The organism is Sulfurimonas sp., assembly GCF_023229105.1.
Classification (GTDB): domain Bacteria; phylum Campylobacterota; class Campylobacteria; order Campylobacterales; family Sulfurimonadaceae; genus Sulfurimonas.
In genome coordinates, this window is sequence record NZ_JALNZY010000024.1 from 1 (window position 1) to 25,142 (window position 25,142).

29 protein-coding genes, 1 tRNA gene and 1 pseudogene are annotated in these 25,142 nt (G+C 36.5%); 16 read left to right on the forward strand and 15 right to left on the reverse strand.

Annotation, left to right across the window (positions count from 1 at the left end):
• From M0Q17_RS04755 to M0Q17_RS04795, 9 genes are all read right to left on the reverse strand, one after another.
• Positions 1–618, reverse strand: a 618-nt coding sequence (locus M0Q17_RS04755) for an acylphosphatase (RefSeq protein WP_295083846.1), incomplete at its 3' end; no start/stop codon positions are given.
• Between the two features lie 28 nt (positions 619–646).
• On the reverse strand, positions 647–1,021 hold the full coding sequence (locus M0Q17_RS04760; RefSeq protein ID WP_295083849.1) for a RidA family protein: 375 nt from the start codon (positions 1,019–1,021) through the stop codon (positions 647–649).
• A 371-nt stretch (positions 1,022–1,392) separates the two neighbouring features.
• Entirely contained in the window at positions 1,393–2,073 is a 681-nt protein-coding gene (locus M0Q17_RS04765; RefSeq protein WP_295083852.1) for a complement resistance protein TraT, read from the reverse strand.
• A 2-nt stretch (positions 2,074–2,075) separates the two neighbouring features.
• Positions 2,076–2,219: a hypothetical protein gene (locus M0Q17_RS04770; RefSeq protein WP_295083855.1), complete on the reverse strand. Its 144-nt coding sequence runs from the start codon at positions 2,217–2,219 to the stop codon at positions 2,076–2,078.
• 201 nt (positions 2,220–2,420) lie between these two features.
• A complete protein-coding gene (locus M0Q17_RS04775; protein WP_295083858.1) occupies positions 2,421–2,813 on the reverse strand; it encodes a thioredoxin family protein in 393 nt (130 codons plus the stop codon).
• A gap of 4 nt (positions 2,814–2,817) precedes the next feature.
• Complete coding sequence (dapE, locus tag M0Q17_RS04780) at positions 2,818–3,915, reverse strand: succinyl-diaminopimelate desuccinylase (RefSeq protein ID WP_295083860.1); 1,098 nt, start codon at positions 3,913–3,915, stop codon at positions 2,818–2,820.
• Complete coding sequence (locus tag M0Q17_RS04785) at positions 3,912–4,658, reverse strand: M48 family metallopeptidase (RefSeq protein WP_295083863.1); 747 nt, start codon at positions 4,656–4,658, stop codon at positions 3,912–3,914. Before M0Q17_RS04785 ends, dapE begins: the two co-directional genes overlap by 4 nt.
• A 33-nt stretch (positions 4,659–4,691) precedes the next feature.
• Complete coding sequence (locus M0Q17_RS04790) at positions 4,692–7,709, reverse strand: DNA mismatch repair protein (protein WP_295083865.1); 3,018 nt, start codon at positions 7,707–7,709, stop codon at positions 4,692–4,694.
• Between the two features lie 88 nt (positions 7,710–7,797).
• Entirely contained in the window at positions 7,798–8,031 is a 234-nt protein-coding gene (locus M0Q17_RS04795; protein ID WP_295083868.1) for a hypothetical protein, read from the reverse strand.
• 235 nt (positions 8,032–8,266) lie between these two features.
• On the opposite strand from M0Q17_RS04795, the gene M0Q17_RS04800 reads away from it, so the two are divergent.
• The 3 genes and pseudogenes from M0Q17_RS04800 to M0Q17_RS04810 all read left to right on the forward strand — a co-directional run.
• A complete protein-coding gene (locus M0Q17_RS04800; RefSeq protein ID WP_295083870.1) occupies positions 8,267–8,632 on the forward strand; it encodes a helix-turn-helix domain-containing protein in 366 nt (121 codons plus the stop codon).
• Between the two features lie 117 nt (positions 8,633–8,749).
• The gene (istA, locus tag M0Q17_RS04805) at positions 8,750–9,346 is read left to right on the forward strand and encodes an IS21 family transposase (RefSeq protein WP_295083926.1); all 597 of its coding nucleotides are present in this window, start codon (positions 8,750–8,752) and stop codon (positions 9,344–9,346) included.
• Positions 9,340–9,639 (forward strand): annotated as a pseudogene (locus M0Q17_RS04810) (ATP-binding protein); the annotation flags it as partial. The gene istA and the pseudogene M0Q17_RS04810, both read left to right, overlap by 7 nt.
• 207 nt (positions 9,640–9,846) lie before the next feature.
• Here the strand turns inward: M0Q17_RS04810 and M0Q17_RS04815 are convergent.
• From M0Q17_RS04815 to zapB, 3 genes are all read right to left on the reverse strand, one after another.
• A tRNA-Arg gene (locus M0Q17_RS04815) sits at positions 9,847–9,923 on the reverse strand.
• Between the two features lie 65 nt (positions 9,924–9,988).
• Complete coding sequence (locus M0Q17_RS04820) at positions 9,989–10,207, reverse strand: hypothetical protein (protein WP_295083873.1); 219 nt, start codon at positions 10,205–10,207, stop codon at positions 9,989–9,991.
• 4 nt (positions 10,208–10,211) lie between these two features.
• Entirely contained in the window at positions 10,212–10,439 is a 228-nt protein-coding gene (zapB, locus tag M0Q17_RS04825; protein ID WP_295083876.1) for a cell division protein ZapB, read from the reverse strand.
• 229 nt (positions 10,440–10,668) lie between these two features.
• Here zapB and proB point away from each other — a divergent pair, with 229 nt between their 5' ends.
• Positions 10,669–11,451, forward strand: coding sequence for a glutamate 5-kinase (gene proB / locus M0Q17_RS04830; protein WP_295083878.1), 783 nt, complete (start codon positions 10,669–10,671; stop codon positions 11,449–11,451).
• Positions 11,452–11,496: 45 nt separating this feature from the next.
• On the opposite strand, the gene M0Q17_RS04835 is transcribed toward proB, so the two are convergent.
• Positions 11,497–11,805: a hypothetical protein gene (locus tag M0Q17_RS04835; protein WP_295083881.1), complete on the reverse strand. Its 309-nt coding sequence runs from the start codon at positions 11,803–11,805 to the stop codon at positions 11,497–11,499.
• Between the two features lie 151 nt (positions 11,806–11,956).
• On the opposite strand from M0Q17_RS04835, the gene M0Q17_RS04840 reads away from it, so the two are divergent.
• Genes M0Q17_RS04840 through M0Q17_RS04860 form a run of 5 tightly spaced genes read left to right on the forward strand, consistent with a single transcriptional unit; the run spans position 11,957 to position 16,236 of the window.
• Positions 11,957–12,418, forward strand: coding sequence for a RimK/LysX family protein (locus tag M0Q17_RS04840; protein ID WP_295083884.1), 462 nt, complete (start codon positions 11,957–11,959; stop codon positions 12,416–12,418).
• Entirely contained in the window at positions 12,415–13,347 is a 933-nt protein-coding gene (gene rimK / locus M0Q17_RS04845) for a 30S ribosomal protein S6--L-glutamate ligase (RefSeq protein WP_295083887.1), read from the forward strand. The genes M0Q17_RS04840 and rimK overlap by 4 nt, the downstream gene beginning before the upstream one ends.
• A 3-nt stretch (positions 13,348–13,350) precedes the next feature.
• The gene (locus M0Q17_RS04850) at positions 13,351–14,400 is read left to right on the forward strand and encodes a succinylglutamate desuccinylase/aspartoacylase family protein (RefSeq protein WP_295083890.1); all 1,050 of its coding nucleotides are present in this window, start codon (positions 13,351–13,353) and stop codon (positions 14,398–14,400) included.
• A 1-nt stretch (position 14,401) separates the two neighbouring features.
• Positions 14,402–15,454, forward strand: a complete 1,053-nt coding sequence (locus M0Q17_RS04855; protein WP_295083894.1) for a peptidase M42 — start codon at positions 14,402–14,404, stop codon at positions 15,452–15,454.
• Positions 15,451–16,236, forward strand: a complete 786-nt coding sequence (locus tag M0Q17_RS04860; RefSeq protein ID WP_295083897.1) for a CorA family divalent cation transporter — start codon at positions 15,451–15,453, stop codon at positions 16,234–16,236. The genes M0Q17_RS04855 and M0Q17_RS04860 overlap by 4 nt, the downstream gene beginning before the upstream one ends.
• Before the next feature lie 75 nt (positions 16,237–16,311).
• Here the strand turns inward: M0Q17_RS04860 and M0Q17_RS04865 are convergent, their stop codons facing one another.
• Complete coding sequence (locus tag M0Q17_RS04865) at positions 16,312–16,443, reverse strand: hypothetical protein (protein WP_295083900.1); 132 nt, start codon at positions 16,441–16,443, stop codon at positions 16,312–16,314.
• Positions 16,444–16,636: 193 nt separating this feature from the next.
• Here M0Q17_RS04865 and M0Q17_RS04870 point away from each other — a divergent pair, with 193 nt between their 5' ends.
• The 5 genes from M0Q17_RS04870 to M0Q17_RS04890 are packed head-to-tail and all read left to right on the forward strand — an operon-like array spanning position 16,637 to position 21,709.
• Positions 16,637–17,848 carry a TolC family protein gene (locus M0Q17_RS04870; RefSeq protein WP_295083903.1) on the forward strand — a complete coding sequence of 404 codons (1,212 nt, stop codon included), beginning with the start codon at positions 16,637–16,639 and terminating at the stop codon, positions 17,846–17,848.
• Positions 17,838–19,058 carry an efflux RND transporter periplasmic adaptor subunit gene (locus M0Q17_RS04875; RefSeq protein WP_295083906.1) on the forward strand — a complete coding sequence of 407 codons (1,221 nt, stop codon included), beginning with the start codon at positions 17,838–17,840 and terminating at the stop codon, positions 19,056–19,058. Before M0Q17_RS04870 ends, M0Q17_RS04875 begins: the two co-directional genes overlap by 11 nt.
• Positions 19,055–19,756 (forward strand): ABC transporter ATP-binding protein, encoded by a 702-nt coding sequence (locus M0Q17_RS04880; protein ID WP_295083909.1) that lies wholly within the window; start codon positions 19,055–19,057, stop codon positions 19,754–19,756. Before M0Q17_RS04875 ends, M0Q17_RS04880 begins: the two co-directional genes overlap by 4 nt.
• A complete protein-coding gene (locus M0Q17_RS04885) occupies positions 19,753–20,964 on the forward strand; it encodes an ABC transporter permease (protein ID WP_295083912.1) in 1,212 nt (403 codons plus the stop codon). Before M0Q17_RS04880 ends, M0Q17_RS04885 begins: the two co-directional genes overlap by 4 nt.
• A 22-nt stretch (positions 20,965–20,986) precedes the next feature.
• Positions 20,987–21,709, forward strand: coding sequence for a 2OG-Fe(II) oxygenase (locus M0Q17_RS04890; protein ID WP_295083915.1), 723 nt, complete (start codon positions 20,987–20,989; stop codon positions 21,707–21,709).
• Between the two features lie 18 nt (positions 21,710–21,727).
• Here M0Q17_RS04890 and M0Q17_RS04895 read toward each other — a convergent pair whose 3' ends face one another.
• Positions 21,728–22,126 (reverse strand): hypothetical protein, encoded by a 399-nt coding sequence (locus tag M0Q17_RS04895; protein ID WP_295083918.1) that lies wholly within the window; start codon positions 22,124–22,126, stop codon positions 21,728–21,730.
• Positions 22,127–22,530: 404 nt separating this feature from the next.
• On the opposite strand from M0Q17_RS04895, the gene uvrB reads away from it, so the two are divergent.
• Positions 22,531–24,513, forward strand: a complete 1,983-nt coding sequence (gene uvrB, locus M0Q17_RS04900) for an excinuclease ABC subunit UvrB (protein ID WP_295083921.1) — start codon at positions 22,531–22,533, stop codon at positions 24,511–24,513.
• Between the two features lie 13 nt (positions 24,514–24,526).
• Positions 24,527–25,093: a DedA family protein gene (locus M0Q17_RS04905; RefSeq protein ID WP_295083923.1), complete on the forward strand. Its 567-nt coding sequence runs from the start codon at positions 24,527–24,529 to the stop codon at positions 25,091–25,093.
• Positions 25,094–25,142 lie beyond the last annotated feature (49 nt).

Genomic DNA, 25,142 nt, shown 5'->3' on the forward strand with positions numbered 1-25,142 from the left:
TAGAGCTGCAACTTTTTTGATTATATCTTTTTCATCTACTCTTGTCTCGCCCCTAAAAAGAGACAAAATAGGTCCACACTCATTACATGAGATTGGCTGTGCGTGGTATCTTCTCATCTTAGGATTTTTGTACTCATCTTCACATGACCTACACATCTTAAATTTCTGCATTGAAGTATTTTTTCTATCATAAGGAACAGTTTTTATGATGCTATATCTTGGACCGCAGTTTGTGCAGTTTGTGGCAAAATAATTGCGGTATTTTTTACTATTTTTTATATCTGTTAAACATTCTTGACATATTGCGATATCTGGGGGAATCAATGCTGCCTTTGAGAGGCTTTGCTCACTTTGCATAATTAAAAAGCTATCCTCTTTTGCTAGCTCTATCTCTCTTTTTAGCATCTCATCAATTCTTGCAAGTGGTGGTAATTTAAAGTAGAGTGAATCCTCAAAAAGTTTTATATCCTCTTGTTTGCCCTGCGCTTCAAGCTTAACTCCATTTGTATCATTTTTGACAAAACCTACAAGTGAAAATTCTAGTGCCCTCTTATATACAAAAGGGCGAAATCCAACGCCTTGGACTTGTCCTTTTATGAGATATCTATATCTTCTCAAAACATCTCATTTATGCTGTAAAAAAGTGCTATTTAACCAATGCTATCGCATCAATCTCAACTAAAGCATTTTTTGGAAGGGTTTTTACTGCCACCGTTGAGCGTACAGGTTTATGAGAGCCAAAAGCTTGGGCATATATCTCGTTAACTGTAGTAAAATCATCCATTGATGCCAAAAATATTGTAGTTTTTATAACGCTTGACATTGATGCTCCCGCTTCTTCTAAAACGGCTTGCAAATTCTTTAAAACCTGTTTTGTCTGAACAACCACATCATTCTCAAGCATCACACCCTCGAGCGTAAGTGCAATCTGCCCCGATGTAAAAACCATCCCATTTGCCACAACTGCTTGTGAATAAGGTCCTATCGCCGCTGGCGCTTTGTTTGTTTGTACAAATTTCATTTTTTTTCCTTCATTTATCTAAGTTATCAAATATTAACACCCTAAAGAGATATTTTGATTTGAAATTATAGCAAAACCACTATTTAAAGCTCTGCTTTACTTATTTTCTTATGAGTAATAGTGCATCAATCCTATATCAAACAAAGAAAGTAACAAAAAATAAAATATAGAAATAGCCCCGCATCTTCACTTTTAAAAAATAACTTTACCCATTGTCAAAAAGTAAATTAAGTAGATTTTTAATTCTTTAGAGGGTTTAATTAAGAGCATTATTTACATTAGGGATTTTTCATATAAAACATTTTTACATTACTGAAGATAAAAGATTTACATAGTAGTTGTGTAGCGACTCTTAAGTCGCTACACATAGTTTAAAATATACCCGACATAGAACGAGCTAATGCAGATTCAAGAACTGGTTGCGCCTCTGCAAATTCAAGATTCATCTTATTTGCAGTACTTACGATACGAGTACGATAAGTTTTCCACTCAACTTTACCACCCTTTATATCTTGTTTTGTAGTAGTAGAACTTCCTTGAGCTAAATTAGCCTCTTGAGTTTGAGTAACAACTTCACCCTCTAGCGGTCTTTCACGAATCTGTAAATCTGTTACCATAACAAACACAACATCTTTAACTAATGCATCCCCAATAAAACCCAATGCTGCTCCGGCTAAAGCTATTCCTGTCGTTGTTCTGTTACTTCCACCGAGTGCATATGCAGCTCCAGCACCAACAGCTGCACCTGAAACTCCTGCACCAAAACCTGAACCAAGGAATGATTGTGACTCTCTAAGGTCAGATTTGCCTACTTTTAAAATATTTCCTTGAAGCATGTAAGTTGCTTCCTTAGGGTTTTTAGTTACTTTATAGCCTCTGCTTGTAAAAGCTGTTTCAACACTTGATTGTATATTTATCTCTTTATCAGATGTGTTTCTAATATCAAGATAGATAATCTTGTCATCTGGTGAAACTGGTTCTAAAAATATTGTTTCAGACATTTTTGTTTGAACATCCAAGTCTTTTTTCTTATATGAAAACATATTATACATTATTATTTTTTCATGCTTATTGAATCATTACTTATTTCCTCATGAGCGATACTTCTAAAAGGGTAGGATTCTATATAGTAAAACAGACAGTTTTTTACTCTGTTTTTGTAGTTTTCTTTATAACTCTCTTTTGCTTTGTCGCTCATGAAGGATTTCTCTATCAAATTAAAAACTTTATCTTGGACTCCCGATATGGACATCTTGTTTTAATCTTTGAACCTATTTGAGCTTTTAAATCCATGCAGCCTCTTTTTTTAAAATTATATTTATACTATAGAGTAAATAGTGCTATATTACTGAAAGGTTTTTATTAAAATATCATTAAAGTTTTTTATTTATGATAATTTTTATTCTTCTTTTGCATCTTTTACTTCATCTAAAAGCTCGTAAAAGCCCTCTGTGCTTCTATCACCGATTGTTGTGTAGATGATTTTACCTTCGCTTGTTAAAAAGTAGTGTCTTGGAACAGGGGTTGTCTCAAGTCCCTTAGGAATGTCATCTATATCTCTTGAGAGGTAGATAAGCACATAACTCTCTTTGAGTTTTCCTATAACCTCATCTTGGGAGAGTACCTCTTTTTTAAACTTTTCACAATATCTGCAATACTCAGAACCGATAAATAGATATATATCTTTTTTCTCTTTTTTCGCCTCTAAAAGTGTCGCTTCATAATCACTCGACCAATCAAGCGCGTTAAGGCTAAGAAAAAACGCCATTACCAAAAATAGATATCTCATCATCTCTTTACTCCCATGTATGGATTAAATTTTTAAAAACTTCATAAAGAGACTCAACCTCTTTAGCCGTCGTTCTCTCATTTATGGCGTGAATTGTATCATTTATCACGCCAAATTCTATAACTGCGATGCCCAGAGGAGCCAAATGTCTTGCATCAGAAGTTCCGCCTGCGGTCGAGTGTTTTGGTTTTTTACCTGTTATGTTCTGTATTGCTCTGTCGATATTTTTTACAAGCTTAGTGTCCGTATCCGTTTTAAAAGGGTAAGCTCCCTGCGTTAACTTCAACTCATAATCAAGTTCTTGAAGATTTTTCTCTACAAACTCTCTAACCTCTTTTTGAGTAGTAAGTGTCGTATTTCTTACATTAAACATCATCTTAAGCTCGTTTGGAGTTACATTTGTAACCTGCATGCCAGCACGCATATCTGTGATAACAAATTTACTTGGTGAGAAAAACTCATCTCCGTTATCCAAATCTACTCCCGCCATATTTGAGAGTCTTGGAGCAATTAGGTCGATGGGATTTATAGACTTCTCTGGATATGCAGCATGACCTTGTTTTCCTTTTATAGTTATATAACCATTTATTGAACCTCTTCGCCCTACTTTTATAGAGTCTCCAAAAACCTCTTCACATGTAGGCTCTGCAACAACAACAGCATCAGGGAGCATGAAGTTTTCTTTGAGATATTTTACAACCTCTATGGTTCCGTAGGTTCCCTCCCCCTCTTCATCTGAGGTTAAAAGTATGCTAAGAGTTCCTTTAAACTCTTTTGCCTGTTTTGCGGCTTGAACAAAGGCAGCAACGCCGCTTTTCATATCTTGAGTTCCGCGACCATAAATATAACCGTCTCTCTCAACAGCCTTATATGGGTCGCTATCCCAACCGTTGCCAGCGGGAACAACATCCACATGTCCTGCAAAACAGAGATGCTCGCCTTCACTAAATTTTTTATATAAAAAAAGATTTTTTACACCCTCTACATCAATGCGAACTGCCTTAAAATCATCAAAATAACTCTCTATAAAATCCAAAAGCCCGCCGTCCTCCGGTGTCTCGCTCTTTTGTTCTATCATGTATTTAAAAAGTTCTATTAGACTCATTTATTCATCTCTTTAATTATCTCTGATATTCTTTCTATTCTATTGTCATCACTAGGGTGTGTAGAGAAAAATTCACTCTGTGTTTGTCCCTTAAGAGCTTTCATATTTTGCCAAAATTTAACTGCCTCATTTATATCATATCCTGCTTGTTTCATCAAATATATTCCAATGGCATCAGCCTCATACTCGTGACTTCTGCTGTATGGCAGCATAACGCCCAGCTGTGTACCGTAGCCGTAAGCTATGTTAAAAGCATCTGAATACCCGGGAGCGGTTGTGCCTATTATTATATTTCCCAAAGTTTGGATTCCACTTGAAATTTGTTGATGACTCATTCTCTCAGCCCCATGTCTAGCAAGTGCATGGGCTACCTCATGTGACATCACTGTTGCTAACTGATCATCATTTTTTGCAACCAAGAGTATTCCAGTATAAACAACTACTTTACCTCCTGGCATACAAAAAGCATTTATCTGTTTGTCCTCAATCAGATTAAACTCCCACTCAAAATCCACTCTATCAGCAGCTATAGCTATTTTTTTTCCTATATTTTTTACCCGTGCCGTTTGGGCTTTATCACTACTTAATTTTGCATTTTTAAGAAACTCTCGGTAACTGTTCTCTCCTAATGTCTTCTCTTCACTTTCAGACATAAAAATTATCTGTTCTCTATCTGTAACCGGTGTTTTACCGGTACATCCTATAAATAAAAGCGCAATCATTATTAAATATATTTTATTCATATAAACTCCTCTTAGCACACTATTTTATCAAAATTACCAGTCATCAAGAACAAAATCACTTGGTTTTTCTTTATTTATCTCAAGCTCACCAATCTCTTGCTTTTTGGGTTTTTTAATTTGCTCTTCAAACTTTAGCTCTAGACCGTTTGAAGTCATAACAAAGCCATCTACTCTTATCTTTTTATCATGTATATCTTTGTGATGCTCTTTGCAAAGTGGGATAAGATTATGTCTTGAATCTTTATGAAAATGACCTATAAATCCACTCTCATCTGCTAGTGCTTTGTTGTTTATATGGTGTACATCCTCAGCCATAGCTCCGCATATTACGCATTTTGTTATATAAAGCTCTTTGTTATATTTGCTCGTTTTTTTCTTTACAAGAAGTTCCAACTCATCAAAATCTTTTGCCAATCTTTTTCTGATTTTATTAGCCGTCTCCAAAAATTCGCTATCCATGTGAAGCGACTTTGCAAACTCCAAACCATAGATGCTGCTTCCGCTTCCGGCTTGAAGAACTCTGTTAAAAATAAGTTTATCCGAGTGTTCATCATACGCAACGCTTAAGTGTAAATCTACGACATTTTTAAGAGCACTTATCTCCTGCATGGTTGAGAGCTGATGAAGATGAGTAGCAAAGAGGAAAATAGAGCGGAGGGAGGAGAGTTTTATAATAGCGCTTGAGACTATAGCAACACCCGAGAGCGTCTCTGTTCCATGGCTTATCTCATCGCCGAGTATAAGTGAGCGCACGGTAGCACGGTTAAATATGTTTTTAAGTTCAAGCATCTCTACCGCAAAAGTGGAGAGTCCTTTTGCAAGGTTGTCTCTTGAGATGATTCTTGTAAAAAGGGAATCAAAAATAGAGAATTTCATAGCAGAAGCACTCACAAAAAAGCCGGCTTGCGCCATAAGAGTAGCAAGTCCGATGCTCTTCATAAGCGATGATTTTCCGCTAGAGTTTATGCCATAAAGTAAAACTCCGTTTATCTGATGCCCATCATGCAAGGCGGTATCTAGCATAGCTGTAGTTGGATGCGGCAAATCCATATAGGAGCGCGCGCCCATGACAATATCATTTGGAACGTAGATTCCGCTGTTTTCTTGAATCTCAATAAGAGGATGGCGCAGCTGCATAATCTGTATAAAATTTTCATCACTTTCTACATCGACTATAGAAGGTCTTGAATGCTTATACATCTCAGCCACTTTTGATGAGCTAACTCCGACATCCAAATCTGCTACATAGCTAATTACACGCTCAAACAAAAGGGAGTATCTTCTCTCATACACGCCTTGGAGCTGGATAAATCGCTCCTTTGCAAGGGAGACAATTTTACGGCGGTTTTTTATCATAGCATCAGAGATATTATCTGTAAAAGTTGATGTTATTTTTACATTGTTTGTAAACTTTTTTGCTCTAAAGTGTTTAAAATCTTCATGTTTGTTAAATTCAGACTCTATCATTGAAAATCTATTTTTGCTAAGAGAGATATAGTATCCCTCTTTTTCCAAAAAGCCTAAAGTAACCAACTTGCTTGAACTTAGCGCATTGGCATCTTCAAGCAGAAGCTCGATTTTTGCCATGATATCTTCAAAAGCGCTAAGAAAAGTTCTGTTCTCTTTGACCAAAGTATCAATCGCCTCGTCAACTCCGCTCATCAAAAAGTTCTCATCCACAGTTGCATTTGTAAAACGGCGTGAGACATCAAGGTCTATACTTTTTGCAATATCTCTTAAAAACTCATCCACTTCACTCTCATGAAAAGGGATTTTTTGAATCTTATGCTTTTTTGCATAGAGCATAAGCTCCTTTACACTAAGCATAGACTCATAGATATGGTTCATCTCAAATGGGTGAAGTTTGCCTAAATTGAGCCTGCGAGAGAGCCTCTGCATATCATATATTCCGCGCATTATCTCATCAAGATACCTTGTATGAGACGACACTTTTTCAATCAAATCATATCTTCTCTCAAGCTCCTCTTTTTCCATGATAGGATTTAAGAGTCTCTCCTTTAAAAGCCTGCGCCCTATTGCAGTCGCACTTTTATCGAGCATTTTTAAAAGGGTAAACTCTTTTTTGTCTCTTGAGATAACGCCCATCTGCTCAAGCGCATTGTTTCCAAGATACATAAAACGGCGATTGTCTATTATTTTTGGAGTGCTTAGTTTTTGTATGATGTGAATATCGTGCTCAATTATAAAATCGATTAAAATTGCCAACGACTCGGTTATCATCGGGCTTCTCTCTAAATCTAGATGCTCTATGGGAGACAAAAGTGAGTGAATCTGGTAAACTTCCCGAAAAAGTCTGTTTTGAAACTCAATCTTGAATCTTTGATTGTTCACGCTGTAGTTATAATGCTCTGGAATTTCAAGATAGTGCATGATATGACGCTTATCAAGAGCCCCGTCTAAAAATGTTATAACCACCTCTGTGGTGCGGTAGGTATTTAACAAGTTAAAAAGTTCATCAAGCGCATAAGCAGGGTCTTCACTTGTTCCGTGACTCTCATAAAGCCACGTTTTGCCAGTCGTAACATCTATAGCGCTGCATCCTAGCGTATAAATATCTTTATGTTTATCAACCAAAATAGAGACGATATAGTTGTCGTCATTGTCCACGATGTAGTCAAAATTTGTCCCTGGGGAGACGATTTGTGAGATATATCGGCTAATCTTTGGAGGATTTCCCTTCTGCTTTATAACCACTACGGTATATTTTTGCTCTGCTATCAAACGACTTAGATATCTCTCAAAAGATACGGCAGGAACTCCCGCTAAAAGAGGATTTCTATCACTGTTTTGTAGAATATTTTTGTTTTTCTTAGTAAGTTGTATATTTAAAAGTTCAGCTATCTCTTTTGCTTTTCCGACCTGCTCTTGCTCATTGTTGACTTCATAAACTTCAAAAAAAGTCCCTATCTCCATAAAAACAACCGTGTCATGCCCATACTTGAGTTCAAAATATTTTTGCAGGTCAAAATAGATTTGTGTTAAGAGTTTGTCTTTATTATTTAAAATAGTATCTATCTGAGATGAGAACATGAATCACTTTTATGTTGTTTTTTAAGAGAGGATTATAACACAAAGAGTATTTACGGCAACTCTAAAAACCTTTTATTAGACTCTTCGCCTATTTTAACTTATACACGTCAGAGTCAAAAACAACAAAAATATCTGTTGTAGCTCTTGATTTGTTATAATTAAGTTTATATTCAAATTCAGCCCTTGAACAAAATGCTTCAATCTTTTTAATAGTATCTGCGTTGCTTGAGCTAAGTCGTAAAATAGCATCCCCTTTGTAGCCAATTTTACACTCAAGCCCAGAAATATCTAGCTCAATCGCATACTTAATTAACAACTTCATCTCTTTTACAAACACTACATACTCCAATATTTCGGTCTTTATTATAGAGATTTCTAATTTAACAATTATTCAAAGACTACTATTAACACCATAAATTAGGTATATATTATTAAAATTTCATGTCAAAGTAAATAAATTTATACTGCCAATTCAAGTTTAAAGTGCGACAGTATAGGTTAAGAGGATGTAGTAAAATAAGAGTCTAAATATCCGACCAAAGATAAAAGGACTTTAAATGAGCTACAGCCAAATAACCATGGTACAAAGATACCAGATAGAAGCTTTAATAAAAGAATGGTTGAGTAAAAGTTGTATAGCGACTAATTTAAGCGTACACAGATCAACTATCTACAGAGAGATACAAAGAAACAGTATAAATGGATATTACAAAGCAGAGTATGCACAGATACAAACAAGAATTAGATATCAGAAAAAAGTTAAGAATCTTCGTTTCACAAATCAGCATAAAAAATATGTGCTCAAACATTTAAAACTAGGATGGTCTCCTGAGCAGGTAAGTAGGAGAATGAAGATAGATGGGCTATTACAATTATCTCATGTCATCGGCGGAGTTAAAATAGGCAGTATGAAAAGCTGCTAAAAAGTAGTTTTTACAACCAAAAGCTTAAATAAACAAATTAATTTTGTTAAAGTCTTTTTTCAAAAATTTGAAAGGAGATAAATGCTTAAAAAAGGTGAAGTAAAAATGATTCATAAGATGCTCAAAGATGGACTTAGTAAAAGTGCCATAGCTCGTAAACTTGGCATTAACAGAGATACAGTTGCTAAATATGCAAAACTACCTGAAGGTTATATTCCAGTCATTAAACGAGAATCAGTTGAAACAACAGTTGATTCATATCTTCCAAATATTGCCAGAATGTTAGAAGAAGCATATAAACTAGGTGTTTCTATTCCTTCATCATCAATTTATCAGGAGATACAGAAATTAGGCTATAGAGGTTCCCTTCGTTGGATGAATGATGTTGTACTCCGTCATGGGCTTCGCCAAAAAGTAAAAGATGAAGAACCATTAGTTAGATTTGAAACAGACCCTGGTAAGCAGATGCAAGTTGATTGGGTAGAATTTCCAAAAGATGGCTTGTCTGCCTTTGTAGCAACTATGGGATATTCTCGTGCTTCATATGTTGAATATGTAAGTGATGAGAAAGTAGATACCCTTATGAAATGTCATATGAATGCCTTTAGTTACTTCGGTGGTGTGCCGCAAGAAGGACTTTATGACAACATGAAGACGGTAATTATTAAACGAAATGCCTATGGCTATGGCAAGCATAAATTCAATGTGAGATAGGCTACTTTCCAATGAGCAAAGAAGATGCTCATCACTTCTTTCAAGTAATCTCAAAGAGATATGAAAGAGGAGCCACAATTGTAACTTCAAATCTAGTCTTTAGCCAATGGAGTGGCATCTTTGCAAATGATAAAGTTGTAACTACTGCTATCCTAGATAGACTTTTACACCACTCTCATGTTATAAATATACTTGGAGATTCATATCGTTTAAAAGAGAAAAAAGAGGAAGGGATGGTAAATTCAGATTTATATAAGTTTCAGATATCTAAATCAATAAAAGGAGTAAAATAACACTAGTCGCTTAAGGTTACAATTCGTAATTTTTTTTACGAAAATCTGCCGAATTTAACTCCGCTGTTGACACTTTAATTTTGATTTTAGCTTTTTTTTACAAAAATCTGCTGAATTTAGCTTGTAGAAATACTGCTTTAAATGGGTTTTAAAATTTTTTATAAGAGTCATCTATGAGATTTATTATTTAGGGGGGGGTGGTAAGTATGGTGCGCCCGACATGATTCGAACATGTGACCGCTGGTACCGCAAACCAGTGCTCTATCCAGCTGAGCTACGAGCGCACACCATCTCTGTTTAAGAGACCGAAATTATATCACTCTTAACTTATATAATAATAAATCTCATCTTAAATCTCTAATTTCTTTGTAATTTCTTCTATTTTCTGTTCTTGCAAAAAGAGTTCATGATTTTTACGCACATATGCTTGAAGCAATATCTTTAATTCGTTGTTGCCCTCTATATTAAAATCTTTTTTCATCTGCTGCTCTAAAAAAATAGCAAAACTATCTTCAACATCAACATCAAAATGGCGACCAGCTATATTTAAACCAAGCTTTTTACTCATGCTTTTAAACCATTATACTTTCTAGTTTTTCTACAATAGACTCTATCTCGGAGTCCTTTTGAGCATTCTGCTCAATCAACTTATCTATCTCTTGACTTTTTATTTCACTCTCGGCTTTTAGTGTAATCAACTCCATTCGAAGTGCCTCATTTTCTTGCTTAAGGGAATTATACTGCTCAACAATAGTTGAAACTTTATCATTTAATCTTGCTAAAGTTGTTTGGTTTTGCATAAAAACAGTCCTATTTATGATTATATAGCCATAATTCTATCATAATTTACAAGAGTGAAGTTCTAAAAAATATAACTTTTAGCACCTATGAGATTTACTTTGCTTCCTTGCTAATAAAAATTAAATCTTTAACTTGTTACAATAGGGAGCAAAACATCTTGTGATTTTAAAAAACACTGCACAAATCACAAAAAAGCAATAGAAATGTTGCGTAATCAAAGGAAAATTAATGAAAAGAGTTGTTATTAAGGTCGGTACAGCAGTTCTGACAGAAAATAATGAAATCGCAAAAGAGCGCATGTTAAACCTCGTCACTCTTATTATAATGCTCAAGAAAAAATATGATGTAATATTGGTAACCTCAGGAGCAGTTGCGGCGGGCTACTCCATACTAAAACTAGATAAAAGAAAGCAGATTGGCAAAAAGGCACTTGCCGCTACTGGGCAACCCATCTTGATGAGTGCATATAAAAAGAAATTTGATATTTATGATATTACTACGGCGCAAATTTTACTAACCGAAGATGATTTTGACTCAAGAAAACGCACTAAAATGTTTCAAGATATTATAGATGCACATTTAGAAAATGATATTTTACCTATAGTAAACGAAAATGATATAACATCCACTCCTGAACAGCTTTTTGGAGACAACGACCAGCTTTCGGCTAATGTGGCATATGCTACAGATGCTGAACTTTTAGTAATTTTGAGCGATATTGACGGCTATTATGATAAAAATCCGCAAGAGTTTAAAGATGCAAAACTTTATAAAATCGTAAATGAACTGCCAAAAGAGGCGCTTGACGATGTTCCTACGTCTAATAATGAATTTGCGACTGGAGGGATTGTAACAAAACTAAAAGCTGCTGATTTTTTAATAACACGGGGGAAAAGAATGCTTCTGTGCAACGGGTTTGATTTAAGCGCTGCAAAATCTTTTCTTTTAGATGGCAAGCACACCCTCGGAACTCTGTTTGAGCCAAAAGCTAAAGCAACAAAACAGGAGTAAATATTTATCTATTAGCAGCACTTGATATGCTGCTTATATCCTCACTTAGTCATAATCCTCCACAAATTTATTCCTATGCGAAAACTTCTCTACAGGTTCATACTCGTCATCTTCATCGTCCCATGAGTTTTCAAGTTCGTTCTCAACTATTCTCTCATACCCCATTTTATTGAGCTCGTCATCAATCTGCTGTGTATCAATACCGTTCTTTTTACTAAAATCTAAAATGTAATCAACATCTTTTCTCATAACACCATTTAACTCTAACATAAACTCTAAATCTTTAAACGTCATATTTGCCCTCTTAACAAATATATATTCCGCATCTCTTTGCGGATTAATCTCTTTTAGCATAAAGCGACTACTTGCCTACTACATTTTTATATACAAAATTATACTCTCTAATGAATTTTTTTTTGCTAAAAACAACTTTAAGAGACCTTTTTTAAAATTATCTTGCCTCTCTAATATGATATAATCCATAATAAAACATCGGAATTGCTTAATGAAAGAAAAAAAGATTATCGGCACTAAAGAGCTTATATCTATTCCTGATTTGGATCTTTATAATCTTGATGTAAAAATTGACACCGGTGCCGATTCAAACGCCCTGCACTGTGATGATATTTTTGTAGATGAGGAGAATATTGTACATTTTACACTACTAGATGAAGTCCATGCGGCATACAATGGAATAAAGATGGCAGTTCCGCTTTATGCAATGAAAAAAGTCCGTAGTTCCAACGGAAAACTACAGCACAGACCCTCAATTAGGGTTAAAGTTGAGTTTTTTGGAAAAGAATATACAACCGTCATATCTCTTACAGATCGTTCAGACATGAAATATCCTATGTTAATCGGTAAAAAATTTTTAGCAAACAAATTTTTAGTTGATGTTTCAAAAGAGTATCTAACAAAAGAAGCAGATGAAAACTTATTAAAAAATTTAAGCAGGAAAAAAATATGAGAGTCTATATATTATCAAGAAACAAAGAGCTTTACTCCACAAAAAGATTGGTTGAAGCGGCACAGGCAAAGGACTGGGAAGTCAGAGTGATTGACTATCTAAAATGCAGCATCGAGATAGCAAAAGGCGAGCTTAAAATTAACTACCAAGGAAAAGAGCTTCCAACGCCTGATGCTATTATCCCAAGAATCGGGGCAAGCAGAACCTTTTACGGAACGGCTATGGTAAGACACTTTGAAATGATGTCTGCTTTTTCAACATCAGGAAGCTTAGCTATTGCTAGAAGCAGAGATAAACTTAGAAGCCTTCAGATACTTTCAAAAAACGATGTGGATATGCCAAAAACTGTTTTTGCATCTAATAAATCTAACGCAAAAGATGTTATTGCACTAAGCGGAGGAGCACCACTCATACTTAAGATACTTGAGGGAACGCAAGGTGTCGGAGTAGTTTTGGTAGATAGCGAAAAAGCTGCCAAATCGGTGTTAGATGCATTTTACGGAATGGATGTAAATCTTCTTGTTCAAGAGTATATAGAAGAAGCCGGCGGTGCCGATATCAGAGTTTTAGTCGTCGGGGGAGAGGTTGTCGGTGCCATGAAAAGGCAAGGTGCAGAGGGCGATTTTCGCTCAAACCTGCATCAAGGCGGAAGTGCTACTGCGCATAAACTCTCAAGAAAAGAAAAAACAATGGCGCTTGCTGCTGCAAAAGCAATGGGGCTTGGAGTTTGCGGAGTAGATATGATACCCTCAGCCAGAGGACCTTTAGTGATGGAGGTAAACTCTTCCCCGGGTTTAGAAGGAATTGAAAAATCTACAAAGATAGATATAGCTGAAAAAATCATGGATTATATTGAAAAAAATGTAGCCATCAAATCCGCCTTAACTTTAAAAAAAAGAAAATTAAAAAAAGATAGTATTGGAGCCTAGAAAATGGCTAATACAAAATTTATTTTAGGTAATCAAGAGATATCAAAAGGCGCTAATCTAACTGTAAATATCGAGCTGCCAAAACTATACAATACGCCCACACAGCTTCCAATTCACGTCATTAGAGGCAAAAAGGACGGACCTGTTGTCTTTATCAGCGCGGCTATTCACGGGGATGAGTTAAACGGCATAGAGATAATAAGAAGACTTAGAAAACTAGATATTTTAAAAAAAATAAAAGGAACTATTTTACTAGTGCCAATCGTAAATGTTTATGGAATTATGACTCTATCGAGGTATCTGCCCGATAGAAGAGACTTAAACAGAAGTTTTCCAGGAACTCCAAAAGGCTCACTAGCAAGCAGGGTTGCAAAGATATTTTTTGATGAAGTCGTCAAAAAGTGTAATCTGGGAATAGACCTGCATACCGCATCAATCCATAAGTCAAATCTCCCACAAGTAAGAACAAATATAGATAATGAGTACGCTTTTACCCTTGCAAAAGCATTTGGAGCTCCTGTAATTCTTCACTCAGAACTCAGGGACGGCTCCCTTAGAGCAGTAGCTCAAGAAGAAGGCATCCCTATACTTCTCTATGAAGCGGGCGAAGCGTTAAGGTTTGATGAAGCATCAATCAGAATCGGCGTGCATGGGATAATAAATGTGCTTAGAGAAAATGGCATGCTGCTTAAAACAGCAAAAAAAAGAGATAGAAAAACTTCTATAATTACAAGAAACAGCCAATGGATACGCTCAAGCGAAAGCGGCATGTTAAGAACCATAAAAGCTCTCGGCGACACGGTGCGTAAAGATGAGATTATCGCTTTTATTGATGAACCTTTAGGCGATAACAGTTTTGAATTAAGAGCGCCATATGACGGAGTCATAATAGGTAAGTCAGAGATACCTCTTGTACAAGAGGGAGATGCCATTTTTCATATAGCAAAACTTAGAAATCTTGAGATAGCAGAAAATAAAATTGAGCTTTTCAATGAAAATGCAATTGAACTGAGTGAATTTTTTGAACTAAACAATGAGGACATAATAGAATAAAATGGAACTATTTTACGATATATTAAAACAACTTATCCGCATCCCTAGTGTTGTAGGGGAAGAACACCCCTTTTTTATGTTTATAAAAAGAGAGCTTGAAGAGCTAGGAGTAAAGGTTGAGTATTACGACGGCGTGCTTATAGCAAAGGGGGATATCCCAGAGAGTGGATATATCTCTGCACATGCCGATAGGCATGGACTTATCTGCACTGGTCACAACGAGTTTCAATATGCTGCATTTATTGCAAAAAACAAGGCCGACTTAACCGGTGACTCAAACTCAGAACAGCTGCTTCACAACTTTACCGCAAGATTTGTAGATGAAAAAGTTCAGGCGTATGAGCCATGGTCGGGAACTTATCTTGGGCTTGGTTCTATAAAAGATGCTTTTTTGTGCCAAAGAAGAAAAAATATTATCTTTAAAATAGAGGGTTTTGACTACATGTTTCCCGGAACTCCGATAGCCTTTACCGATAAACTTGAGATAAAAGACAATCTTATTTCTGCACAACTTGATAACGTTATAAGCATAGCAATCATTATCTATATGTACGCCATCGGTTATCAGGGTACTGCCTTTTTTACCGCTTCTGAGGAGGCTGGAAGAAGCTGGAGATTTTTACTAGAGTGGTTCAGGCGTTTTGACGTTAAAACAGATGAACTTCTTGTTCTTGATACAAGCCCCTACCCTACTTTAGAAGAGATTAAGAATATAGACATAGTTCTTAGAAACAGGGATTCAAACGCAGTATTTAGATCACCTTTAAAAAATAAAATAAAAGAGATAGCGATTAAGAATAAGATACGATATGATTTTAAAGACAAATACTTAAAAGCTAAAATGCTAAAAAACGGCACGACAAGCTCTCTTGGAACCACTGAACTTGGAAGGCTTATTTATGCGACTAAGGGAGAGATACAAGGTACAACTTTGCAAATCCCTACAATCGGATATCACACCGTTCATGAAACGACAACAAAAAATGCAGTTGAGGGTATGATTACAATTTTAAAGAACTTGTATATAACTAAAAACATAAAAGATAAACAATGAAAAATATTCATGAATTAGTAGATAGTCTTCACTTAGATGATTTACAAAATGAAGCACATCCATCTATATTTGATGAAAATGAGGGTTATGAGATGTTAATTCTCAGACTGCCCGTAATTTTGGATAAACTTGAAATAGTCTCTACCGGATTTATAATAACTCCTCATGTAAGCTATCTATACAACAGAGACGAAAAAAAGTTTAAACCTTTACAGAGCCGCTTTGAATCCCCCTATAAGATGTTGGACGGCATAGTTGATGAACTTTTAAAATCATTTGAAAAGTATAGAGACTTGATTGCCGATATGGAAGAGGCTCTCTACCTCAACAAAAAAACGCAATCCTTTATGAATCAGTGGCTGAAATTTAAACGCAATATTATAAAAATTGAGAGAGTATTGCTGCACGCATCTTCTACTATGGAGAGGGTTATTGCATATTATGAAAATAGTGATGATTTTCCATTAAATCACTACATTGACCTACATGAACATATAGAGCGAACAAGGAGATCTGCTACACTGCAACTCTCTAAGCTTGATTATATTTTCAGTTTTTACAATACGCGTACAAACGAGAGGATGAACGCTCTTATCTATAACCTTACTATTATATCTGCTATATTTTTACCCCTAAATCTGGTTGTCGGTTTCTTTGGCATGAACACAAGCGGTTTGCCTTTTACCCAAGGGGCATCAGGAACGACAAATGTTATGATTTTAACGCTGTGCTTGTTCTTTGTTGCTGTTGGAGTGATTGGTTTTATAAAAAGAAGATTTTAAAAAAGAGTGGCTTGTCACTAAAATAGGTTTAAAAAACCTATTTTAGAAGGAGAAATAAAATTTTAAATATTTAGATTAATAAATATCTGAGTTTGGGTGGTTAGGCTTACTTATCGGAGTTTTAGCCTCTTTTGTATCGTAATGCACTATATTATCTGCTTGAAGAGCAGCTAATGTTAATGCGATTAGTAAAATGAAGTTTTTCATGTTGTATCCTTTGGTAAGAACGAATTACGCTCTAATTTTTTAAATCAGAGAAATTTTATCCGATTTAACTTTTAGCTTTCTTATCGCTTTTTAATTACATGGTTGTTTTAAGATATTTTTTATATTTATAAAAGAGCACTTACTTACGATTTACTCTAACTCAGATACAATTTTAAAAAGCTTAAGGATAAGAATGAAAAATAGTGTTCTCTTTTATATAATATTTCATCTTCTGGCTTTTATATCACTAAGCGCAGATGAGAAGGAGCTCCTCTCACAAGAGAAGCAAAATCTTCTGCTCCAAGAACAAAATAGATATGAATCAGAGCATGAAAAACTAAAGTACAATTGGATAGCGCCTCTTAATTTAGGTGCCTCATATGGATACGACAAAGCTTATACCGGAGATTATGGCACAAATGCGAATATCTCAGCCTCCATCTCTCAAGATATCTTTCGCTCTGGGGGCATAACATATCAGATAGAGTATGCTGATGCTAAAAAAAGAGCAGATGAGATTGCACTTTTTAAAGAGATAGCTGCTATAAATGAAGGGCTTTTTAGCGCGCTTTTAAACTACAAAAAAACACTCTATCAAAAGCAGCAGAGTGAGTTGATACTTAAAAACAAAGAGATAGAAATTTTTATAAAACGACAACTATATGATGTAGGTAAGGCTGATATTACAGAGCTTAACAATGCGCTGATGGCACAAAGTAGTGAGTTAAAAAATCTAGTAACGCATAAGTACATGCTTGCTCAACTAAGGGGAGAGGTCTCAAAGTTAAGCGATATTGATCCGGTCATGTTTTCGCTTCCGACATTTACTTTGATAGAAAGAGATGCCTATCTTGAGAATAATTTAAATCTAAACTATCTTCGCTTGCAAACAAAAAGTTATGAGTCTCTTTATGGTGTGGCAAAGAGCAACTATTTGCCCAGCGTTACGCTAAATGCCAATGTCGGTTATAGAGAATATGACTCAAAAAAATATGAAAACAAGTATGATGGCAATTACTATGGTGCGGGAGTTGCTCTAAATATTCCATTTGCCTACAATGCTTCGGCTACCACACAAGAAGCAAAAGCTAGCTATTTAAAACAAGCTGCTCAAGTGGCAGATACATATAGAAGTACAAAAGCTTCTTACACACAGTCGCTGGAGCTTATTGAGAGTTATCGTAGCTATAACGAGATTACTTTGAAAAATCTCTCTTTGTATGATGAACTCATTGAGGCTATAGAAGCAGGAGTAAATGTAGGGGAAAAGACAGGATATGATTTGCAAATCATAAAAAACACAAAAGCAATCGAGAAACTCAATATAAAATTAAGCGAAATAAACATACAAATAGAGCTAGCAAAGCTTCATTTTGCACTTAAGAGGAATGATGATGGACAATAACTCAAACAAAACGATAGAGGAGACTCTAAACATTGGTAAAAATAAAAAGCATAGTTATAAAAAATATATATGGATATTCGCTCTTATCCTTCTTATCGCAGGAGCTGTTTTTTGGTATGTAACAAAAGAAGCAAAAGATAAAGAGTTAAACTATCAGACAACTACCTTAGAGAAAAAAACCATTACTACAACAGTCTCAGCAACAGGAAATATGGAGCCGACAAACACAGTTGATGTAGGTATAGAAGTTTCAGGAACCATAAGTGAGGTTTTAGTAGATTATAACGAGCAGGTTAAAAAAGGACAGCTGATGGCACGGCTTGACACGGTAAAACTCTCCTCTAAAGTAACAAGCTACCAAGCCGCACTTGCAAAGCATCAAGCAAATATTGCAGAGGCTACTGCCTCGCTAAACAAGGCAAAGAAGGAGTGGATTCGAGTAGAAAAAATGGTTGAAGCAACTAAGGGCAACTACCCATCAAAACAAGAAGTTGACTCTGCCTTTACTACTTATGAACTAGCCCTTGCTTCACTGCAGGCTGCAAAAGCAGGACGTGACCAAGCAAGTGCTGAGCTAAAAGCCGCACAAGACGATCTTAAAAAAGCAGCTGTCGTATCTCCCATAAACGGCGTGGTTTTAGACAGAAAAATTGAACCGGGGCAGAGTGTTGTTGCCGCTATGACGATACCGGTACTCTTTAGGATGGCAGAAGATTTGACCAAAATGAAAGTTGTTGTAAGTGTTGATGAAGCGGATATCGCAGATGTCAGAGAGGAACAGAGAGTAAAATTTAGCGTTGATGCTTATCCCCAGAGGGTTTTTGAGGGAACGCTCACACAGTTGCGCCTTAATTCTCAAATAGTAAACGGCGTAGTTACCTATGATGCTGTTGTAAATGTGGATAATTCTGAACTCTTTTTAAGACCGGGAATGACCGTAACGGCACAGATTGTTACAGATGTTTTAGAAGATGTATCTGTTTTGCCAAATGCTGCATTAAGATTTACTCCTCCTCTAAAAGATAAGAGCAGTGCTAAGCGCGCCAAAACTAATGCGGATGCTTCAAAACATTATGTCTGGATTTTACAAGAGAACAAACCCGTTAAGGTTGAAGTCGAAGTCGGAAAAAGCGATGGAAGCTTTACTATTATAAAAAAATCAGAGATTGGCGAAAGTAACCTTGTTTTAATCGGAATAAAAGAGCAATGAAAGAATATATTATAGAGTTGCGCAATGCCACAAAAACATATGGCGAAAAAGAGGCAAAAACATATGCGATGCGTGATGTTGATTTAAAGGTCAAACGTGGAGAGTTTTTAGCCATAATGGGACCTAGCGGATCTGGCAAATCAACTGCTATGAATATGATTGGCTGCCTTGATACTCTAAGTAGCGGAGAGTACATCTTCGAGGGGATTAATGTTGAGGCTCTCTCACGAGATCAACGTGCACTTTTAAGAAGAAACTACATCGGATTTATATTTCAAGGCTTTAACCTGCTTGGAAAAACAACCGCCATAGAAAATGTCGAACTTCCACTTCTGTATCGCGGTTACAATGCACACGATAGGCACGCTATGGCAATGGATGCGTTAAAAAGTGTCGGGCTTGAAAAAGTTGCTCATCACACTCCCGGCGAGCTCTCAGGCGGACAACAACAGCGAGTTGCCATTGCACGCGCTATTGCTACAAACCCGCTTATTTTACTTGCAGACGAGCCGACTGGAAATCTTGATACCGCAAAAAGTATTGAAATTATGGAGCTTTTACAATCTTTTAACCGCGAAAAAAAAATCACTATTCTTATGGTAACACATGAGCTGGAGATGGCAGAGTACGCCTCAAGAAGAGTGCATTTTAGAGACGGTGCTATAGAGTACATCGAAGATTCGGAAATAGTTTTATGATTTGGAATGCTTTTTTACTCGCCCTTCGTGAAATCCGTAGAAGTGTTATGCGTTCAGCATTAACAACGCTAGGAATTGTTATCGGGATAGCTTCTGTTATTGCGATGATAATGCTAGGGGATGCAACAACGGCTTATGTAACACAAAGCATCTCTAAGCTTGGAACAAATATGCTCATAGTTATACCTGGACAGCAAAGACAAGGTCCTCCAAGCACCGACTCTACCGCTAGAAGATTTACCCAAAGCGATATAGACACGCTTAAAGGGGAGATTGTAAATGTCCGTGGTGTCGCTCCCATCAGCTCAAGCCAGATGCAAGCAGTATATGCAAACAAAAACTATGCAACAACTGTTGAGGGAAGCAATAACGATTACTTTGTAGTTAAAGATTGGGTTTTTGCATCAGGAAGAAGTTTTTTGCCATCAGAACTTCAAGGTGGAAAAACTGTTTGTGTTATCGGAGAGACGGTTCGAAAAGAGCTCTTTGGCGCCCTTGACCCTGTGGGAGAGCTCATAAGGCTTGAGAGTTTCTCGTGTGAGATTATCGGACTGCTTGAGTCAAAAGGTGCGGCAATGTTTGGCATGGATCAAGATGCTGTAATCGTAACGCCTATAAGAATGTTTCAAAGACGCATCAGCGGGAATCAGGAGATAGGAAGGATTATGATTTCAGCAAATACCTCCTCATCAATAGAGGGCGTAAAAGCATCTGTTATCTCACTTTTGCAGGAGCGACGCAAGATTGGGCTTGGAGAAGAGGATGATTTTAATGTCCATGATATGCGAGAGATGGTTCAAACGCTCTCTTCCACAACGCAAATACTTACTATTTTACTAGGAGCAGTTGCGGCTATCAGCCTTCTTGTCGGCGGCATTGGCATCATGAACATTATGCTAGTCTCTGTAACTGAGAGAACGCGTGAGATAGGCATAAGGCTTGCAGTTGGGGCGTTAGAAAGAGAGGTGTTGTTGCAGTTTTTAGTTGAGTCTATAGTTCTTGCTTCCATTGGCGGAGTCTTGGGTATTATTGTCGGAGTAAGTGCAGGAGTGGGAATTGCTCTTTATTTTGATTTGCCGCTTATTTTCAATACACCAATAATCTTAGTAGCTTTTTTCTTCTCAACAATCGTAGGAGTTGTTTTTGGATATTTTCCAGCAAGAAAAGCGGCAAGATTAAACCCTATCGATGCTCTAAGGCATGAGTAGATTATAAATATACATAAACAATATGAAGCAGATAAGCAACTATGTCTTTTGTGATGATTTCATTGCCACACTAAAGCTTGAGACGCGCCTTATGACAAATCAATACTACGATTATCCCTATCTAATTATCAAAGATTTTTTCTCAAAATCTACCTGTTATGATATATCAAACTATGCCTACAACACCTCCGAGGGCGAAAAAGCTAAGGTAAAGACAAGGCTTCTAGGCAGCATCGTAAATCCAAGCGTTGATGAGAGTATCAGAAAGACCGTTATTCATAAACTCTCAGATCTGCATGTAAGAATGTATGAGGAGAATTTTAAAGCTTTTCAGCCACATATTGAGCGCTTTTTCAACGTTGCCCTCACTACATCAACTACGCTGCAAGCTCTAGAGTACACAAAAGGATCGTTTTATATCAAACATGCGGATGATTCAAATGAACTAGTAGATGCAAGCGGCAAAACGGTAGGTTTTATACAAGTAGCGCCGCAGCGCAAAATAACCACCGTTCTCTTTACCGCGTCCCATCAAAATCATACTTCACAGGCGTATAGCTTTAGCGGCGGGGAACTTGTTTTTAACTATCTCTTTGATAATGAGGGTAAACAGATTAAACTCTACCCTCAAGCCGGAGACATGCTAATCTTTCCAAGCAACCCGATATACAGCCATGAGGTTCTACCTATAGAAGATGGATATAGGCTGACTCTTGTGCAGTGGCACAACGCTATTATTGCCTAATTAAAACACTAAATAAGCCTATTCTATTAAAAGTTCATTTTGAAACAGCTCTTCTATATACTCTTGTGTCTGATATCCGTATATTTCATGAATTATCTCTGTCTCTTTGTTTTTATTTAACTTCAGAATATAGGTCATCGGGTATATTAGTATTTCATATTTCAGCTCTTTTCTAAATTGTGAAAATATTTTACTCCCTTTTTGAACTTTAAAAAATTTTATTTTTTTTTCATATTTTTTTGTAATTTTAGGTTCTAACTCATTTTGATATCTCGTACACCAAGGACACCCAATTTTATCAAATTTCAAAAAAATTAAATCATGCTCCTTTAGTTGAGAGAGTGACTTCAACTCCTCAAAAGCATTCGCTGATACAGACGAACATAATATAAGCATTGTTAAAATTAATTTTCTCATCATTTGCCTTACACGTATTAATACATAATTATACTACTTCGTTAAGAAATAAACCTTCTTAATCGTTTTTTAGGCACTTGCTGAATGAAATATCTAAGCGTTAGCTTTAAGTGTAACTCCTATACAATGATAGATTATTATATGATTAAAAAATTCAAACAAAGGAGATATTATGGCAAAAGGTAAAGACGTAAAAAAAGCAGTTAAGAAAGTAGCAACAAAAAGTTTAAAAGAAAAACGCAATGATAAAAAAGCGAAAAAAAATTAAGACTAAAATTGTTGAGTGGAGTGAATTTTTAAGTAGTGTATAGCACTTTTTATTCACTGCTACCATTCTACATTCATCCACTTGTAACAACCTAATTGCAACCATCCATTTTCCTCATTTAGCTATAATTCCATCAATGAAAAAAGAAGCAAACTTTAAAGTAGTATCAAATTACTCCCCGGCTGGCGACCAGCCTACAGCTATTAAAACCATAAGTGACTCCATCCTAAAAGGCAATCGCTATCAAGCACTCGAAGGCGTCACAGGTAGCGGTAAAACGTACACTATGGCGCGTGTTATAGAAAAAGTGCAGATGCCTACCATCATAATGACGCATAATAAAACTTTAGCCGCACAGCTATACTCGGAGTTTAGACAATTCTTTCCAAACAATCATGTGGAGTATTTCGTATCCTACTATGACTACTATCAGCCCGAAGCTTACATCCCAAGGCAAGACCTTTTTATAGAAAAAGATAGCGCTATTAATGATGAACTAGAGCGCCTCAGGCTCTCTTCCACTGCAAATCTTCTTAGCTATGATGATGTTATTGTTGTGGCATCTGTCTCTGCAAACTACGGGTTGGGAGATCCGCAGGAGTATGAAAATATGGTACAGTCTATCGCTATTGGCGATACGATAGCGCAGAAAAAGCTTCTGCTTCGCCTTGTTGAGATGGGTTATAGCCGAAACGACACCTACTTTGATAGCGGTCATATTCGTGTTAACGGTGAGAGCTTAGATGTCTATCCGCCCTACTTTGAGCAAGAAGCGCTTCGCATAGAATTTTTTGGGGATGAGATAGAAGCAATTTATACTTTTGATGTAATAGACAACAAAAAGCTTGAGGAGCACAAAAGCTTTACCATCTACGCAACCTCACAGTTTAGCGTTAGTCAAGAGAAGATGGCAGTGGCGATTAAACGCATAGAGGAGGAGCTTGATGAGAGACTTGAGTATTTTCAAAAAGAGGGCAAACTTCTTGAGCATCAGCGTCTAAAGCAGAGAGTGGAGTTTGACTTAGAGATGCTTCAAACTACTGGAATGTGTAAAGGAGTTGAGAACTACTCAAGACTACTTACAAATAAAAAACCAGGAGAAGCTCCATACACTCTGCTTGATTACTTTGCTCTGCACCACAAAGAGTATCTTGTAATTGTTGACGAATCACACGTTTCACTTCCGCAATATCGTGGAATGTACGCGGGAGACAGAGCCAGAAAAGAGGTTTTGGTTGATTATGGATTTCGTCTGCCGAGTGCGCTTGACAACAGACCTCTAATGCTCGATGAGTATATAAATAAAGCGCCTCACTACCTTTTTGTCTCTGCAACGCCATCTGTTTATGAGCTTGAACTCTCAAGCGTTTGTGCAAAACAAATTATACGACCGACAGGTCTTCTTGACCCTGTTTTGGAGATTAAACCATCAACAAACCAAGTTGAAGATATACATGATGAGATTAAAAAAGTAGCCGCAAAAGGTGAGCGAGTTCTTATAACTGTTTTAACTAAAAAAATGGCGGAGGCTCTTACAAAATATCTTGCGGACTTAGGCATAAAAGTACAATACATGCACTCAGACATAGATACTATCGAGAGAAACCAGATTATACGTTCTCTGCGCCTTGGAGAGTTTGATGTTCTTATAGGCATTAACTTACTTCGTGAAGGGCTTGATTTGCCCGAAGTTAGTCTTGTAGCAATCCTAGATGCAGATAAAGAGGGATTTTTAAGAAGCGAAACTGCGCTTGTTCAGACAATCGGGCGAGGGGCTAGAAACTCAAACGGTAGAGTTATTTTATATGCAAACAAGATAACAGGTTCCATGCAAAGAGCAATTGATAAAACAAATGCAAGAAGAGAGATGCAGCAGAAGTATAACAAAGAGCATAATATTACGCCAACAACTACCATCCGCAAATTGGACGAAAACCTTAAAGTGGAAGATTACGGTGGTATTTACCAAAAACATAAAAAAATGGATAAAATACCGCCATCAGAAAGAAAAGCAATTGTAAAAGAACTCTCACTCAAGATGAAAGAAGCGGCTAGAGAATTAAACTTTGAAGAAGCAGCACGCCTTCGCGATGAAATAACAAAAATAAAAAAACTTTAGGATACACAAATTAATGGAAGATACATTCAGCAACTTAGCTACTTATGGATACATAGGACTTTTTCTCTACTCTTTAGGCGGCGGTTTTATAGCTCTTATTGGAGCAGGTGTTTTGTCTTTTATGGGTAAAATGGATTTAAGCCTCTCGATTATGATTGCATTTATAGCAAATGCTCTTGGGGATTTTTTACTTTTTTACATGGCAAGATACCAAAAGAAAATGATGATGGAGGGCTTACGCAAGCATAGAAGAAAACTAGCACTCGCACACATCATGATGAAAAAAAATGGCTCTTGGATAATCTTAATTCAAAAATTTATCTATGGCATAAAAACACTCATACCGATTGCTATCGGATTGACAAAGTATGATTTTAAGAAGTTTGCTGTATTAAATATTTTAAGCGCAGGCGCTTGGGCTCTTATCTTTGGACTAGGGAGTTACTATTCGGGCAATTTTTTAGTAAAAATAGCTCAGCTCGTAGGAGATAAGCCGTGGATAGCACCTATAATTTTAGTTGTTTTTGGCGGAGCTTTATGGCTTTACATGACAAACGCAACAAAGAAAAAGGTCAAATAGAAAGCTTTAACTCTCTATCTTTGGTCCCGCAGCAGAGTAATCAAACTCA